The sequence below is a fragment of the Streptomyces sp. WMMB 322 genome (genome assembly GCF_900090145.1).
In the GTDB taxonomy this organism is placed as follows: domain Bacteria; phylum Actinomycetota; class Actinomycetes; order Streptomycetales; family Streptomycetaceae; genus Streptomyces.
Genome location: NZ_FMHI01000004.1, coordinates 210729 through 225580, shown reverse-complemented (window position 1 = coordinate 225580; position 14852 = coordinate 210729). Strand labels below are relative to the sequence as shown.

Annotated in this window: 12 protein-coding genes; 6 read left to right on the top strand and 6 right to left on the bottom strand. The window is 70.8% G+C overall.

Annotation, left to right across the window (positions count from 1 at the left end):
- The first annotated feature begins 61 nt into the window (after nucleotides 1-61).
- The 3 genes from H180DRAFT_RS08985 (at nucleotide 62) to H180DRAFT_RS08975 (ending at nucleotide 7298) form a co-directional block, all read left to right on the top strand.
- Entirely contained in the window at nucleotides 62-787 is a 726-nt protein-coding gene (locus H180DRAFT_RS08985) for a VIT1/CCC1 transporter family protein (RefSeq protein ID WP_055485453.1), read from the top strand.
- 441 nt (nucleotides 788-1228) lie between these two features.
- Nucleotides 1229-5845: a glutamate synthase large subunit gene (gene gltB, locus H180DRAFT_RS08980; RefSeq protein ID WP_055485452.1), complete on the top strand. Its 4617-nt coding sequence runs from the start codon at nucleotides 1229-1231 to the stop codon at nucleotides 5843-5845.
- Nucleotides 5838-7298, top strand: coding sequence for a glutamate synthase subunit beta (locus H180DRAFT_RS08975; protein WP_055485451.1), 1461 nt, complete (start codon nucleotides 5838-5840; stop codon nucleotides 7296-7298). The genes gltB and H180DRAFT_RS08975 overlap by 8 nt, the downstream gene beginning before the upstream one ends.
- A 204-nt stretch (nucleotides 7299-7502) precedes the next feature.
- On the opposite strand, the gene H180DRAFT_RS29495 is transcribed toward H180DRAFT_RS08975, so the two are convergent.
- The gene (locus H180DRAFT_RS29495) at nucleotides 7503-7688 is read right to left on the bottom strand and encodes a hypothetical protein (protein WP_159033567.1); all 186 of its coding nucleotides are present in this window, start codon (nucleotides 7686-7688) and stop codon (nucleotides 7503-7505) included.
- A gap of 230 nt (nucleotides 7689-7918) precedes the next feature.
- Between H180DRAFT_RS29495 and H180DRAFT_RS08970 the strand changes: the two genes are divergently transcribed.
- Together H180DRAFT_RS08970 and H180DRAFT_RS08965 are read left to right on the top strand one after the other, a co-directional pair.
- A complete protein-coding gene (locus tag H180DRAFT_RS08970) occupies nucleotides 7919-8410 on the top strand; it encodes a hypothetical protein (RefSeq protein WP_055485450.1) in 492 nt (163 codons plus the stop codon).
- A 244-nt stretch (nucleotides 8411-8654) separates the two neighbouring features.
- A complete protein-coding gene (locus H180DRAFT_RS08965) occupies nucleotides 8655-9536 on the top strand; it encodes a helix-turn-helix domain-containing protein (RefSeq protein WP_055485449.1) in 882 nt (293 codons plus the stop codon).
- A 354-nt stretch (nucleotides 9537-9890) separates the two neighbouring features.
- Here the strand turns inward: H180DRAFT_RS08965 and H180DRAFT_RS29490 are convergent, their stop codons facing one another.
- The 3 genes from H180DRAFT_RS29490 to H180DRAFT_RS08955 all read right to left on the bottom strand — a co-directional run bounded on the left by H180DRAFT_RS29490 (nucleotide 9891) and on the right by H180DRAFT_RS08955 (nucleotide 11892).
- Nucleotides 9891-10079: a hypothetical protein gene (locus tag H180DRAFT_RS29490; protein WP_139151370.1), complete on the bottom strand. Its 189-nt coding sequence runs from the start codon at nucleotides 10077-10079 to the stop codon at nucleotides 9891-9893.
- A 239-nt stretch (nucleotides 10080-10318) separates the two neighbouring features.
- Complete coding sequence (locus H180DRAFT_RS08960) at nucleotides 10319-10783, bottom strand: PPOX class F420-dependent oxidoreductase (RefSeq protein WP_055485448.1); 465 nt, start codon at nucleotides 10781-10783, stop codon at nucleotides 10319-10321.
- 182 nt (nucleotides 10784-10965) lie between these two features.
- Nucleotides 10966-11892, bottom strand: coding sequence for a hypothetical protein (locus tag H180DRAFT_RS08955; RefSeq protein WP_055485630.1), 927 nt, complete (start codon nucleotides 11890-11892; stop codon nucleotides 10966-10968).
- 234 nt (nucleotides 11893-12126) lie between these two features.
- Here H180DRAFT_RS08955 and H180DRAFT_RS08950 point away from each other — a divergent pair, with 234 nt between their 5' ends.
- On the top strand, nucleotides 12127-12405 hold the full coding sequence (locus H180DRAFT_RS08950) for a chorismate mutase (protein ID WP_055485629.1): 279 nt from the start codon (nucleotides 12127-12129) through the stop codon (nucleotides 12403-12405).
- A gap of 111 nt (nucleotides 12406-12516) precedes the next feature.
- Here the strand turns inward: H180DRAFT_RS08950 and pyk are convergent, their stop codons facing one another.
- Nucleotides 12517-13953: a pyruvate kinase gene (gene pyk, locus H180DRAFT_RS08945; RefSeq protein WP_055485447.1), complete on the bottom strand. Its 1437-nt coding sequence runs from the start codon at nucleotides 13951-13953 to the stop codon at nucleotides 12517-12519.
- A 165-nt stretch (nucleotides 13954-14118) separates the two neighbouring features.
- Nucleotides 14119-14835, bottom strand: coding sequence for an SIMPL domain-containing protein (locus H180DRAFT_RS08940; protein WP_055485446.1), 717 nt, complete (start codon nucleotides 14833-14835; stop codon nucleotides 14119-14121).
- Nucleotides 14836-14852 lie beyond the last annotated feature (17 nt).

Below are 14852 nucleotides of genomic sequence, written 5' to 3'. Positions count from 1 at the left end.
CATACCTTCGAAGGGCTGGAGGTGGCGCCCGACGGCTCCACCGCGTCAGGAGGAAGCGGACATGGCGGTCATGGAGCGGAACACAGCACGCGGTGAGGACGGCACCCACACCCACAGGGACATCAACGGCGGCTGGCTGCGGCCGGCCGTCTTCGGCGCCATGGACGGACTCGTCTCCAACCTCGGAATCGTGGCGGGCGTCGCCGGCAGCTCCGCATCGAGCCGGTTCATCGCCATCTCCGGCCTCGTGGGCCTCGTGGCCGGTGCCTCCTCGATGGCCGCCGGCGAGTACACCTCCGTCGCCTCGCAGCGTGAGCTGGTCCAGGCGGAACTGGAGGTCGAGCGGCGCGAGCTGAAGCGGCACCCCGAGGACGAGCTGAAGGAACTGGCCGCCGTCTACGTCTCGCGCGGGGTGGAGACCGAGCTGGCCATGGAGGTGGCCCGCCAGCTCCACGAGGATCCGGAGCAGGCCCTGGAGACGCACGCACGCGAGGAGCTGGGGGTCGACCCCGGTGATCTGCCCTCGCCGAGGACGGCCGCGATCTCCTCGTTCCTGTCGTTCTGCGCCGGGGCCGCCGTGCCCGTCCTCCCGTATCTGCTGGGGGCGACCTCGCTGTGGTTCGCGGTGGTGCTGGCGCTGGCCGGACTCTTCGCATGCGGGGCGATGGTGGCCCGTGTCACGGCGCGGACGTGGTGGTTCAGCGGGCTGCGGCAGCTGGCGCTGGGCGCCGGGGCGGCGGCGGTGACGTACGGGCTGGGCGCCGCCTTCGGGGTGGCCCTGGGATGAGCGCCAGGCCGGTGAGGCGGCGTCCTCGGTACGATCTTCTTGTTACCCGGCGGTTTCAGGACGTCTGAACGGGGCAAGAGCCCGAAGGCCCGCGGGCAATGAAGCTCGCGAGGGGGCCGCACACCGTGCTGCTGCGCAGGGGCCATCCGCACCTCCGGCGCAGGTCCTGGGGGCCGAACCTCCCGGTATCGCCATGTGGTCGTCCTGTCCACAACCCGAGACGACACAGCTTTTTTCCGAGGTCTGGTCCACCATGTAACCTTCATGGAAATTTGTTCTGCAGAGGGCCAGCGTCGTCCCTCGGCACCCCCTCCGGTCACTCCGGGGGATCTGTAGCCCCCCAGGCGCCACCGCTTCCTGGCTCCTCCCCACGCTTCGCGGGGAGGTGTCCCCAGGAGGTGTCCCCGGGGGAGCCCGGCCACGACGACGACGGGAGAGCCGATGCGTGCATCGTTTCAGGCGGCCCACCCTGCCAAGCAGGGCATGTACGACCCCCGGTATGAGCACGACGCGTGCGGCGTCGGCTTCGTGGCGACCCTGACCGGTGAACCCAGCCACGACCTCGTGCAGCAGGGGCTGACCGTACTGCGCAACCTGGAGCACCGCGGCGCGACCGGCGCGGACCCGGAGACCGGCGACGGTGCGGGCCTGCTGGTCCAGGTTCCCGACGCCTTCCTCCGTGAGACGGTCGGCTTCTCCCTGCCGGCGGCCGGCAGCTACGCCGTCGGCATCGCCTTCCTGCCCGCCGACGAGACCGAGGCGGCCGAGGCCGTCTCACAAATCGAGACGCTGGCGTCCGAGGAGGGGCTGAGCGTCCTCGGCTGGCGCGAGGTGCCGGTGGCACCCGAACTGCTCGGCCCGGGCGCCCGCGCGACGATGCCGTCCTTCCGTCAGCTGTTCGTGAAGGACGCCACCGCGGACAAGGACACCGGCGCTCCCCGCTCGGGCATCGTGCTCGACCGGCTCGCCTTCGTGCTGCGCAAGCGCGCCGAGCGCGAGAGCGGGATCTACTTCCCCTCGCTCTCCTCCCGCACCCTCGTCTACAAGGGGATGCTCACCACCGGGCAGCTGGAGCCCTTCTTCCCGGACCTGTCCGACCGCCGCTTCGCCAGCGCCATCGCGCTCGTCCACTCCCGCTTCTCGACCAACACCTTCCCGAGCTGGCCGCTGGCGCACCCGTACCGCTTCGTCGCGCACAACGGCGAGATCAACACGGTGCAGGGCAACCGGAACTGGATGCGCGCCCGCGAGTCGCAGCTGTCCTCGGAGCTCTTCGGACGCGGCGCCGAGGAAGGCGAGCAGCGCAGGGCGATGGAGCGGATCTTCCCCGTCAACACCCCCGGGGCCTCCGACTCCGCCACCTTCGACGAGGTGCTCGAACTGCTGCACCTGGGCGGACGCTCGCTGCCGCACTCGGTGCTGATGATGGTGCCCGAGGCGTGGGAGAACCACGACTCGATGAGCCCCGCACGCAGGGCCTTCTACCAGTACCACTCCACGATGATGGAGCCCTGGGACGGACCCGCCTGCGTCACGTTCACCGACGGCACCCAGGTGGGCGCCGTCCTCGACCGCAACGGTCTGCGCCCGGGCCGCTACTGGGTCACCGACGACGGGCTCGTCGTCCTCGGCTCCGAGGTCGGCGTCCTCGACATCGACCCCTCCCGCGTCGTGCGCAAGGGTCGGCTCCAGCCCGGCCGCATGTTCCTCGTCGACACGGCCGAGCACCGCATCATCGAGGACGACGAGATCAAGGAGCAGCTCGCCTCCGAGCACCCGTACGAGGAGTGGCTGGACGCCGGGCTCATCGACCTGGCCGACCTGCCCGAGCGTGAGCACATCGTGCACACGCACGCCTCCGTCACCCGCCGCCAGCAGACCTTCGGCTACACCGAGGAGGAGCTGCGCGTCCTGCTCGCGCCGATGGCCAGGACCGCGGCGGAGCCCATCGGTTCCATGGGCACCGACTCGCCGATCGCCGCGCTCTCCGACCGTCCGCGGCTGATCTTCGACTACTTCACGCAGCTGTTCGCGCAGGTCACCAACCCGCCGCTGGACGCCATCCGCGAGGAGCTGGTCACCTCGCTGCACTCGTCGCTCGGACCGCAGGGCAACCTGCTGGAGCCGACCGCCGCGTCCTGCCGCAGCGTGACCCTGCCCTTCCCGGTGATCGACAACGACGAGCTGGCCAAGCTCATCCACATCAACGCCGACGGCGACCTGCCCGGCTTCAAGTCCACGACGCTCTCCGGCCTCTACCGCGTGCACACCGGCGGCAGGGGCCTGGCCGAGCGCCTCAAGGAGATCTGCGACGAGGCGGACGCCGCCATCGAGGCCGGTGCCCGGCTGATCGTCCTCTCCGACCGGCACTCCGACGCCGAGCAGGCACCCATCCCGTCGCTGCTGCTGACCTCCGCGGTGCACCACCACCTGATCCGCACCAAGCAGCGCACCCAGGTCGGCCTGCTCATCGAGGCCGGTGACGTGCGCGAGGTGCACCACGTCGCGCTGCTCATCGGCTACGGCGCGGCCGCGGTCAACCCGTACCTGGCGATGGAGTCCGTCGAGGACCTCGTGCGGGCCGGCACCTTCCTGCCCGCCGACACGGATGCCGAGCAGGCCATCCGCAACCTCATCAAGGCCCTCGGCAAGGGCGTGCTGAAGGTGATGTCGAAGATGGGCATCTCCACCGTCGCCTCCTACCGCGGTGCGCAGGTCTTCGAGGCCGTCGGCCTCGACGAGTCCTTCGTCGACACCTACTTCCACGGCACCACGACGAAGATCGGCGGCGCCGACCTGGACGTCATCGCCAAGGAGGTCGCCGCACGGCACGCCAAGGCCTACCCGGTGAGCGGCATCGCACCGGCGCACCGGGCCCTGGACATCGGCGGCGAGTACCAGTGGCGCCGCGAGGGCGAGCCGCACCTGTTCGACCCGGACACGGTCTTCCGCCTCCAGCACTCCACGCGGGCACGGCGCTACGACATCTTCAAGCAGTACACGCAGCGCGTCGACGAGCAGTCCGAGCGCCTGATGACCCTGCGCGGACTCTTCCAGCTCAAGGACGAGCGCCCCTCCGTCCCCATCGAGGAGGTCGAGCCCGTCAGCGAGATCGTCAAGCGCTTCTCGACGGGAGCGATGTCCTACGGCTCCATCTCCCAGGAGGCGCACGAGACTCTCGCCATCGCCATGAACCAGCTGGGCGGCAAGTCCAACACCGGTGAGGGCGGCGAGGACGCGGTGCGGCTGTACGACCCGGCGCGGCGCTCGGCGATCAAGCAGGTCGCCTCGGGCCGCTTCGGCGTCACCAGCGAATACCTCGTCAACTCCGACGACATCCAGATCAAGATGGCGCAGGGAGCCAAGCCCGGCGAGGGCGGTCAGCTGCCCGGCCCCAAGGTCTACCCGTGGATCGCCAAGACCCGGCACTCCACCCCGGGCGTCGGCCTGATCTCGCCGCCGCCGCACCACGACATCTACTCCATCGAGGACCTCGCCCAGCTCATCCACGACCTGAAGAACGCCAACCCCCGGGCCCGCATCCACGTCAAGCTCGTCTCCGAGGTCGGCGTCGGAACGGTGGCCGCCGGCGTCTCCAAGGCACACGCCGACGTGGTGCTCATCTCCGGGCACGACGGCGGCACCGGCGCCTCGCCGCTCACGTCGCTCAAGCACGCGGGCGGCCCCTGGGAGCTGGGCCTGGCCGAGACGCAGCAGACGCTGCTGCTCAACGGGCTGCGCGACCGCATCGTCGTGCAGACCGACGGGCAGCTGAAGACCGGCCGTGACGTGGTCGTCGCCGCGCTGCTCGGCGCCGAGGAGTTCGGCTTCGCCACGGCACCGCTGGTCGTCTCCGGCTGCGTCATGATGCGGGTGTGCCACCTGGACACCTGCCCGGTCGGCATCGCCACCCAGAACCCGGTGCTGCGCGAGCGCTACAACGGCAAGGCCGAATTCGTCGTGAACTACTTCCAGTTCATCGCCGAGGAGGTCCGCGAGCTCCTCGCCGAGCTGGGCTTCCGCAGCCTCGACGAAGCCATCGGGCACGCCGAACTCCTCGACGTCTCCCGCGCCGTGGACCACTGGAAGGCGCAGGGCCTGGACCTCGAGCCGCTGCTGCACGTCCCCGAACTGCCCGACGGCGCCGTGCGCCACCAGGTCGTCGAGCAGGACCACGGCCTCGCCAAGGCCCTGGACGTGGAGCTGATCAAGCTGTCCGCGGACGCGCTGTCCGCCGACTCCGCGCAGGAGGCGCAGCCCGTGCGCGGCCGCATCGCGATCCGCAACATCAACCGGACCGTCGGCACGATGCTCGGTCACGAGGTGACGAAGAAGTTCGGCGGCGCCGGACTGCCCGACGACACCATCGACATCACCTTCACCGGTTCCGCCGGACAGTCCTTCGGCGCGTTCCTTCCGCGCGGCGTCACGCTGCGCCTGGAGGGCGACGCCAACGACTACGTCGGCAAGGGGCTTTCGGGAGGCCGCGTCGTCGTCCGCCCGGAGCGCGACGCCGACCACCTCGCCGAGTTCTCCACGATCGCCGGCAACACCCTCGCCTACGGGGCGACGGGCGGCGAGATGTTCCTGCGCGGACGCGTGGGCGAGCGCTTCTGCGTCCGCAACTCCGGTGCGCTCGTCGTCTCCGAAGGCGTGGGCGACCACGGGTGCGAGTACATGACGGGCGGCGCGGCCGTCGTACTGGGGGAGACGGGACGCAACTTCGGCGCCGGCATGTCGGGCGGCGTCGCCTACGTCATCGACCTCGACCCGGCCAACGTCAACGCGGGCCTGCGGGACGCCGTCTTCGGCCACGAGGACTTCGACGACACCGACAGGCAGTGGCTGCACGACGCCGTGCGCCGCCACCACGAGGAGACCGGCTCGACCGTCGCCGAGGCCCTGCTGGCCGACTGGGACACGGCGCTCACGCGCTTCGGCAAGGTCATCCCCGCCACGTACCAGGCAGTGCTCGCCGCCAAGGACGCCGCCGAGCGAGCCGGACTCAGCGAGTCCGAGACCCACGAGAAGATGATGGAGGCGGCGAGCAATGGCTGACCCCAAGGGCTTCCTGCACACCGACCGTGAGGTCGCGCAGTCCCGTCCCGTCGAGGAGCGGGTCAAGGACTGGAACGAGGTGTACGTTCCGGGCTCGCTGCTGCCCATCGTCAGCAAGCAGGCCGGACGCTGCATGGACTGCGGCATCCCCTTCTGCCACCAGGGCTGTCCGCTGGGCAACCTGATCCCGGAGTGGAACGACTACGCCTACCGCGAGGACTGGAGCGCCGCGATCGAGCGGCTCCACGCGACGAACAACTTCCCCGAGTTCACCGGGCGGCTGTGTCCCGCGCCGTGCGAGTCGGCGTGCGTGCTGGGCATCAACCAGCCGCCGGTGACCATCAAGAACGTCGAGGTCACCATCATCGACAAGGCGTGGGACAACGGTCACGTCACGCCGCAGCCCCCGGAGCGGCTCTCGGGCAAGACCGTCGCCGTCATCGGCTCCGGCCCAGCCGGCCTGGCGGCGGCGCAGCAGCTGACGCGCGCCGGCCACACCGTCGTCGTCTACGAGCGTGCCGACCGGCTCGGCGGGCTGCTGCGCTACGGCATCCCCGAGTTCAAGATGGAGAAGCGGCACATCAACCGCCGCGTGGAGCAGATGCGCGCGGAGGGCACCAAGTTCCGCACGGAGGTGGAGGTCGGCCGCGACATCGACGCGAAGAAGCTGCGCAAGCGGCACGACGCGGTCGTCATCGCGGCGGGGGCCACCACTGCCCGCGACCTGCCGGTGCCCGGGCGTGAACTGGGCGGCATCCACCAGGCGATGGAGTACCTGCCGCTGTCCAACAAGGTGCAGGAGGGCGACCTGACGGTCTCCCCGATCAGCGCCGAGGGCAAGCACGTCGTCGTCATCGGCGGCGGTGACACCGGCGCCGACTGCGTCGGTACGGCCCACCGGCAGGGCGCGGCCTCCGTCACCCAGCTGGAGATCATGCCCAAGCCGGGGGAGGAGCGCGGCCCGGACCAGCCGTGGCCGACGTTCCCGATGCTCTACAAGGTCAGTTCCGCGCACGAGGAGGGCGGCGAGCGGGTCTACTCCGTCAGCACCACCCACTTCGAGGGCGACGAGGACGGCAACGTCCAGTGGCTGCACCTGGTCGAGGTGGAGATGAAGGACGGCAAGATGGAGCAGAAGGCCGGAACCGAGCGGAAGATCCCGGCCCAGCTGGTCACTCTCGCCATGGGGTTCACCGGAGTCGACCGCGAGAACGGGCTGGTCGAGCAGTTCGGCGTCGAGCTGGACGAGCGCGGCAACGTCGCGCGCGACAGCAACTACGCCACCAGCGTCGACGGTGTCTTCGTCGCGGGTGACGCGGGCCGCGGCCAGTCCCTCATCGTCTGGGCGATCGCCGAGGGCCGCTCGGCGGCCAAGGGGGTCGACCGCCACCTCATGGGCGCCAGCGCCCTTCCGTCGCCCATCGGCCCCAACGACCGCGCCATGGCGGTCTGACGGCCGGACCGGATCCGTCCGGCACGCGAGGCCGGACCGGATCCGTCCGGCACGCGACAGCACCCAGGCGGCCGCGGTGCCCGTCCCTCCCGACCGGGGCGGGCACCGCGGTGTGCGGGCACGGGGCGTCCGCCGCCTCACCGCGGTGTGGGGGCATGGGCCGCCGCGGCCGTCACCGCGGGCGGGAGACGCGGGGCACTCGCCTCACTCCCCGGCTCCCCGGATGCGGCGCCGCGGCACCGTTCCCAACTCCTCCAGGGGTTCGGCGACTTCATCGGCGTACTGCGGCATGCCCGCTCCTTCGTGAGCCGGGCGGCGGCAGCCGGCAACCGCCGCCTCCCGGTGCCGCGCCGCCTCCCGGTGCGCGCGGGCCGTCTCCGGCCGTCCCATCGCTGCGGCCACCCGGCCGAGATGCTGCTGCGTCCGGCCTTGGCCCTGCGTACCGCCTCGGCCCGCCGCATCGCCCAGGTCTCCGTGGAACTCCAGGGCCCGCTCGGTCGCCGGTTTCCGGGAAGCGGGACGACCGGGGGCCCTGCCCGGCCCGGAGAACTGATCGGAACGCGGCGGAACCTCTCACGCGCCTCGTCCGTCAGAGCGGTGAAGCAGGAGGTAGATCGAAGATGCGACACAGCACGATTGGTACCGCCCGACGCAAGGCCGCGCTCGTCCTGGCCCCGGCGATGGTCGCCGTGGCCCTCACGGCCACCGCGTGCGGCGGCAGCGGCCAGACCGTGAGCAGCGAGGCGCCGAAGAAGCAGACCCGCTTCGAGAAGCGCGCGGCCGAGATCGAGCAGAGCTGGCCGAAGGTCGACAAGACCAAGGGCAGGCACCGGGACATGCTGCCGATCGAGGCTGCTCAGCCGCCGGTCAAGGGCGAGAACGACTCGCTGACCGTGACCGTCGGACACGGGGGCTGCGAGACGAAGTACGGCGCACGCGTGCACGAGACGAGCAAGCTCGTGATCGTCTCGGGCTGGTCGAAGAAGGACGAGAAGGCCGACTTCTGCACCAAGCAGATCGTGACCGACAAGACGAAGGTCGAGCTGAAGAGCGCACTGGGCAAGCGCACCGTCGTCGACGCGGCGACGGGGAAGACACTGATGACCGGATGACACATCGGTCAGGGAGCCGCGGCGCGCGGAACGCGTTGCGCAGGCCCTGACGCCCCGACGCCGGTGCCTCCCGGCCGAGGTCCCGCACCACTTCCACGTGGTGCGGGGCTGCCGCGTGCGCGGACAGCTCTGATAGCTTCGTGCGACCTCGTCCTTTTCTTTCGTCACCATCACAACGACGCGGCAGCCAGGGCAAGTTGAGACGCATGCTCTTCCGTGGCCGGCCGCGGACAGGAGCCTGTGCGTGAGCGAGGCACTGCCGAGCGGCCAGAGTGCGCCCACGGTGCTGCGTATCATCCTCGGCAAGCGGCTGAAGGAACTGCGGGAGAGCAGGAACGCCCAGCTGGAGGAGGCGGCCAGAGCCCTGGGCGTCAGCCATCTGACCATCCGCCGCATCGAGAACGCTCAAGTGAGCCTGAAACTCCCCTATGTGCGGGAGCTGCTGCGCTTCTACGAGGTCTCCGACGAGGAGGCGCGCGACTTCACGGACATGGCCGAGCAGGCGAACGAGCCCGGCTGGTGGCACAACTACAAGACGGCGCTGCCCGACTGGTTCCGTGCGTACGTCTCCCTGGAGACCGCCGCCGAGGTCATCCGCGTATACGAACCGCACTACGTCACTGGTCTGTTGCAGACCCGCGACTATGCGCGTGCCGTGATCCGCGCAGGATTCCCGTACGAGGCGGCGGACGCCCTGGAACACCGTGTGGACCTGCGCCTGCGCAGGCAGGCGCTGTTGGGCCGGGAGGGTGCACCGACGCTGTGGGTGGTCCTGGAGGAGGCCGCGCTGCGGCGTGAGGTCGGCGGGCCCGATGTGATGCGTGCGCAGATCGAGCACGTGATGGAGGCGGCCGAGGACCCCCGCATCACCTTGCGCGTCCTTCCACTGGCCGCCGGTGCGCACTCCGGTGCGAGCGGCCACATCACCTATTTCCGTTTCCAGGAACGGGAGTTGCAGGACATCGTCTACACGGAGGTCGGCCTCACCAGCGCCGTGTACCTGGACCAGCGGCCGGACGTCGTGGCCCATCTGGAGGCCTACACCCGCGTCTCCCGCCTCGCCGCCGAACTGCTGCCGGACCCCCGGACGTATCTGGACCGGCTGCGCAACGAGTTCAAGCGGTGACCTCTTCCGGCGTTCCCGCGTTCCCGCGTTCCCGCGACGCCCGCACCGGCACCGGCGGTCCGTGAGCGGCCGACCGTAAGGCCGCTGCCCCGGGCGGCACGCTCCACGCCGGCCGCCGGGCGATGCCGCGCCGGTGGCTGTCAGGCGATGCCGAGCCGGTGGCCGTGAGAATCCGCCGGGAGCGCCGCCGGAACGCCGGCGTCAGGGCGGGCCGCTCCCCGTTCCTCCTTGTTCCGCGGGAGAACACCGCGGGCCCTGGTCCGCAGACGCTGAATTGACGGGAGCCCAGGCGGGGCACGCCCCGGCCCGCACGTGGGGCCGGGCGACGACGCCAGGCCCCACGTGCGGGCCGCCTCAGTCGATCCCCCGCCAGATGTTGGGTTCGAAGCTGGTCTCTTCCTCGTCCTCGACACCCGCCAGCAGCCACAGCGGCGCCTCCAGCCACACCCCCGGTGGCAGGGGCAGCTCGTTGCCCTCCGTCGTCATGCGGTCACTCAGCGACCGTGACGGCGCAACTGCGATCGTGGGCACTGTCGTGGTCATTTCTGCGTCAACTCCCCTGTACGACTCGGGCGCAGCGGTCATCGGGCACAGCCCGCTCAGGGATGCAACCACCAGGGATGCAACCGCCTCCGCAAGGCCCCGCTCACTCGATTCTGAACCCCGTGAGCGCACTCCGCAGCCCGACGGAACAGACCGGCACGGGGTGCCGACGCACGTCAGAGGCCCAGACGCGTGGTCACCCTCCGCATACGCCCTGGCAGGGCGCGGGGACGGCGGGCTCAGGGGGCAAGCCGCGCGGGGAAGCCTCCCGTCGCAATCGGCCCCCAGTGCCGCGGCGTCACACGGATCAGGGACTTGCCCTGCTTGAGCATCGCGGACCGGTACTCGTCCCAGTCGGGGTGCTCTCCCGAGATGTTGCGGAAGTACTCGACGAGCGGCTCCACCGAGTCGGGGGCGTCGATGACTTCGGCGTCGCCGTCGACCTGCACCCACGGGCCGTTCCACTCGTCGGAGAGCACCAGGACGCTCACGCGCGGATCGCGGCGCGCGTTGACGGTCTTGGCCCGCTCGGGATACGTGGAGACGATGATCCGGCCGGAGTCGTCCACGCCGCACGTCAGCGGCGACGCCTGGGGCGCGCCGTCGGAGCGGCGGGTGATGAGGACGGCGCGGTGGCGGGGGCGTACGAACTCGAGCAGTCCTGCCAGCTCGACGCGGGTGTTGGTGGCGATGGAAGGGCTCATACCGCGAACGTACGGCATCGGCCCCCGTCCGCGCGCCGGGCGGTCGGCAAGCGGTTGCCCCGGCCGGCTCCGCCACGGCGCCGGCACATGCTCAGGGCCGGGACGTCAACAGGCCCGTGCTCCACCGGAGTTGACACGCGTCGTCACGGCTGCCCAGCGCGTGAGGCGAGCGGCACCGGCTCTCACGTGTCGCAGTCGAGGACCGCGCGGCACAGCCCGCACCGCGCCCGCAGCTTCCCGCGCACGGGCACGCGGATGCGCTGCTGGCACGTCGGGCAGGGAAAGGAGACCCGCAGCGGCGAACGTTCCTCGAAGCAGTACGAGTAGGCGTCCGCGTCCGGCGGGTACGGGACGCTGCGCGGGTGGCCCAGCACGTACCGCCGGTCCCGGGTGTAGCGGCGCCGTCCCGCCCAGCCGGAGGCCGCCAGCGGCGGCCGCGTCTCGTCGGACCGGGCGAGGCCGCTGCCCTTGAGATAGGCCTCGTACGCCTGCGGGCTGGTGAACCACACCTCGGGACCCTCGCCGAAGACGGCGGCCCGCTTCGCCAGGACGTAACCGAACTCCTCCGGCGTGAGGTAACCCAGCTTCTGCGACGAGAGCTGGTCCTGGCGGAAGGCGTCCAGAAGCAGCCAGCCCGCGCCGAAATAGGTGGTGGCGGTGTCCGTGAGGATCTCGTTGTCCCGCGTGCCGTGGAAGGCGAGACCGAGGCGGTGCAGATACACGTGCATCACCTCGTGCGCGAGGGCTGCCCCGATGTCGCGGCGGTGATGCTTGAAGCGGGCGTTCAGTTCGATGAAGTACTCGGGGCCCGCGGCGAGTTCGACGTGCGCCGCGTGCTCCATCTCGCGGAAGCTGACGATCATGCGGGCGTCGGGCAGCCGGAACTGCTGCACCATGACGCGGGCCACGCGCTGCACCCCGGCGTAGAGGTCCTCGGAGTCGGAGAACGCCACGTCGGCGGGCGGCACACTCACGTCGAAGATCCGCAAGGTGTCCCACGAGAGGCGCTTGTAGAGCGCGGTGATGGAGGCGCGCACGGTCGCCAGGTGCGGGAAGCCCCGCTCGACGGGGTCCTCGGCAGGCCCCGTCGGCGCCCCCCGTGCCGTCATCGACACCACCCCCGGAGTTTTCTCGGTCACTGTCACTGTACGGGCGCGGACCCGTCCGCGAGGTCGGCATAGGGTCGTAGCAGGCCACCATCCCCGCGACCTGGAACGGCAGGCATGGCGAAGATCCACGGCGAGACCAGCGGCACCGGCACGGGCTCCGGCGGGAGTCCCGCGAGGGGCACGGGCTCATCGACCGGCTCCGGCGAGGACACCACCGCAGACGTCGACGAGTCGGTGCGCAACGAGCTGATCGAACTGCGCGACAGCATCGACAACATCGACGCGGCGGTGGTGCACATGCTCGCCGAGCGCTTCAAGTGCACACAGCGCGTCGGCCGCCTCAAGGCCGACCACGATCTGCCCCCCGCCGATCCGGCCCGCGAGGCCAGACAGATCGCGCGGCTCAGGGAGCTGGCCGTCTCCGCGAAGCTCGACCCGGCCTTCGCCGAGAAACTGCTCAACTTCGTCATCGCCGAGGTGATCCGCCACCACGAGACGATCGCCCGCGCCTGAAACCGGCCACGGGGCCGGACCCCCCGCGGGGCCGGAACTCTGCCGCGGGCGCCGGCTGCGCGCCGCCCGCCCGCGGCGGGCAAGAGCCCCGGCGCCCGTACCTGCCCGCGTTCAGCGGCGCGGAGCGTCGTCCTCGCCGATGTGGTGGACGCGGACGAGGTTCGTGGAGCCGGGAACGCCGGGCGGGGAGCCCGCGGTGATGACCACGAGGTCGCCCTTCTCGCAGCGCCCCAGCTTCAGCAGCTGCTCGTCGACCTGCCTGACCATCTCGTCCGTGGTCCGCGCCGTCGGGCCCGTGAACGCCTCGACGCCCCACGTCAGGCTGAGCTGTGCCGCCGTGGCGGGCTCCGGCGTGAACGCCAGGACCGGCACCGGCGAGCGGTAACGGGAGAGGCGCCGCACCGTGTCCCCGGACTGCGTGAAGGCAACCAGGTACCTCGCGCCGAGGAAGTCGCCCATCTCCGCCGCGGCCCGCGCGACCGCACCACCCTGGGTGCGCGGCTTGCCCTGCTGCGTGAGCGGCGGCAGCCCCTTGGCGAGTTCCTCCTCCTCGGCCGCCTCGACGATGCGTCCCATCGTCCTGACCGTCCCGGAGGGGTGCTTGCCGACGCTCGTCTCACCCGAGAGCATCACGGCGTCCGTCCCGTCCATCACGGCGTTCGCGACGTCGGAGACCTCCGCGCGCGTCGGCCGCGAGGAGTCGATCATCGAATCCAGCATCTGCGTGGCGACGATGACGGGTTTGGCGTTCCGCCTGCACAGTTTGATCGCGCGCTTCTGCACCAGCGGCACCGACTCCAGCGGCATCTCGACGCCGAGGTCGCCGCGGGCCACCATCACCCCGTCGAACGCGTCGACGACCGACTCCAGGTTCGTCACGCCCTGCGGCTTCTCCAGCTTCGCGATCACGGGGAGGTACCGGCCCTCCTCCGCCATGATCCGGTGGACCTCCTTCACGTCGTCGCCGCTGCGCACGAAGGACAGGGCGATGACGTCGGCACCCGTGCGCAGCGCCCAGCGCAGGTCCGCCACGTCCTTCTCCGACAGGGCCGGCACGGAGACCGCGACGCCGGGAAGGTTGAGGCCCTTGTGGTCGGAGACCATTCCGCCCTCGATGACGACGGTCCGCACGACGGGACCGTCGACCTCCGTCACCTCCAGCGTGACCCGGCCGTCGTCGACCAGGATGCGCTCGCCGCGGGAGACGTCCGCGGCCAGCCCGGAGTAGGTGGTGCCGCAGCGGGAGCGGTCGCCCTCGACCTCTTCGACGGTGATGGAGAACTCGTCGCCGCGTTCGAGCAGTACGGGCCCCTCACGGAAGCACCCGAGGCGAATCTTCGGACCTTGAAGATCAGCGAGAACCCCGACGGCGCGGCCCGCCTCCTCGGAGGCCTTGCGCACCCGGTGATAACGCTCCTCGTGCTCGGCGTGCGAGCCATGGCTCATGTTGAATCTGGCCACGTCCATGCCGGCGTCGACGAGCGCCTTGATCTGCTCGTACGAGTTGCCGGCGGGGCCAAGTGTGCAGACGATCCTTGCGCGGCGCATGCCACGAGCCTACGGCTTACCCACAGGTAGAGACCTGCTTGCGGCGGATTCGTCAACCCCTTTGACGGCAGCGGCCGTTGACAACTTCCAAAGTGAGAGGGTGACCGCTCCGATGAGCGGCATTCAGTTCTTCACGTGACCCGTGAGTGCGCGGCGCTCAGGACCTCACAGCGCGGGCCTGCTCATCACGAACCGGGCGTTGACCTGAGCCTGCACCCGCTGCCGCTGCGGTTCCAGGTCCAGGACGGGAACCGTCTCCTGCGGCGCGCCACGGTACCCGGCGGCGCGCGCCCCGGGCGGCGGAGGCGGGGACGCGGCACTGCTCTCCGCTCCCAGGTCGGCCAGCTCCAGCAATGCAACCAGTTCCGCATCCAGTGCCGCCGCGTACTCCCGCGCCCGCGTCACCGCCTCACGCACCGCCTGCTGCCGGGCCTCCCGGTGCGCGGGGGAGTCCTCACGCAGCGCCCACCACGGACCTTCCACCCGGGTCAGCTCCAGGTCGGCCAGGCGCGTGCTCATCTCGCCCAGAGCCGTGAAATCGCCGACGGTGACCGTGACCTGCACCCGGCCGTTGTAGGTGCGCACCTTCTCCCTGCGGCCCTTCTCCGTCAGTTCGGGCGTGACCGAGAAAGTGCCGGTGGCGAGCTTCTCCACGGCCTCCCCGTACTCCTTGACCAGCTCCAGCACCTCAGCGTTCCGGCGCGTGAGCGACGCCAGGGCCTCCTTGCGGTCGGTGCCGCGGGCGCTGACCGTCACCGTGACGCGGGCGACCTCGGGGTCGAACTCGAGGGTCGCCTCGCCCCGCACGGCGACCCTCGGTTCGTCCGGCGTGCCGTAGGGGAGGGGGCCGGAAGCAGCGGAGTGACCGGGTGTGTTCGTCATACGGTCACTCTCGCAGA

Excerpts from the sequence above, each read along its gene's own strand:
- H180DRAFT_RS08985 (WP_055485453.1), top strand. The coding sequence starts at position 62 with ATGGCGGTCATGGAGCGGAACACAGCACGCGGTGAGGACGGCACCCAC.
- H180DRAFT_RS08975 (WP_055485451.1), top strand. The coding sequence starts at position 5,838 with ATGGCTGACCCCAAGGGCTTCCTGCACACCGACCGTGAGGTCGCGCAG.
- pyk (WP_055485447.1), bottom strand. The coding sequence starts at position 13,953 with ATGCGCCGCGCAAGGATCGTCTGCACACTTGGCCCCGCCGGCAACTCG.
- H180DRAFT_RS08955 (WP_055485630.1), bottom strand. The coding sequence starts at position 11,892 with ATGACGGCACGGGGGGCGCCGACGGGGCCTGCCGAGGACCCCGTCGAG.
- H180DRAFT_RS08940 (WP_055485446.1), bottom strand. The coding sequence starts at position 14,835 with ATGACGAACACACCCGGTCACTCCGCTGCTTCCGGCCCCCTCCCCTAC.
- H180DRAFT_RS29490 (WP_139151370.1), bottom strand. The coding sequence starts at position 10,079 with ATGACCACGACAGTGCCCACGATCGCAGTTGCGCCGTCACGGTCGCTG.
- H180DRAFT_RS08970 (WP_055485450.1), top strand. The coding sequence starts at position 7,919 with ATGCGACACAGCACGATTGGTACCGCCCGACGCAAGGCCGCGCTCGTC.
- H180DRAFT_RS08960 (WP_055485448.1), bottom strand. The coding sequence starts at position 10,783 with ATGAGCCCTTCCATCGCCACCAACACCCGCGTCGAGCTGGCAGGACTG.
- H180DRAFT_RS29495 (WP_159033567.1), bottom strand. The coding sequence starts at position 7,688 with ATGGGACGGCCGGAGACGGCCCGCGCGCACCGGGAGGCGGCGCGGCAC.
- gltB (WP_055485452.1), top strand. The coding sequence starts at position 1,229 with ATGCGTGCATCGTTTCAGGCGGCCCACCCTGCCAAGCAGGGCATGTAC.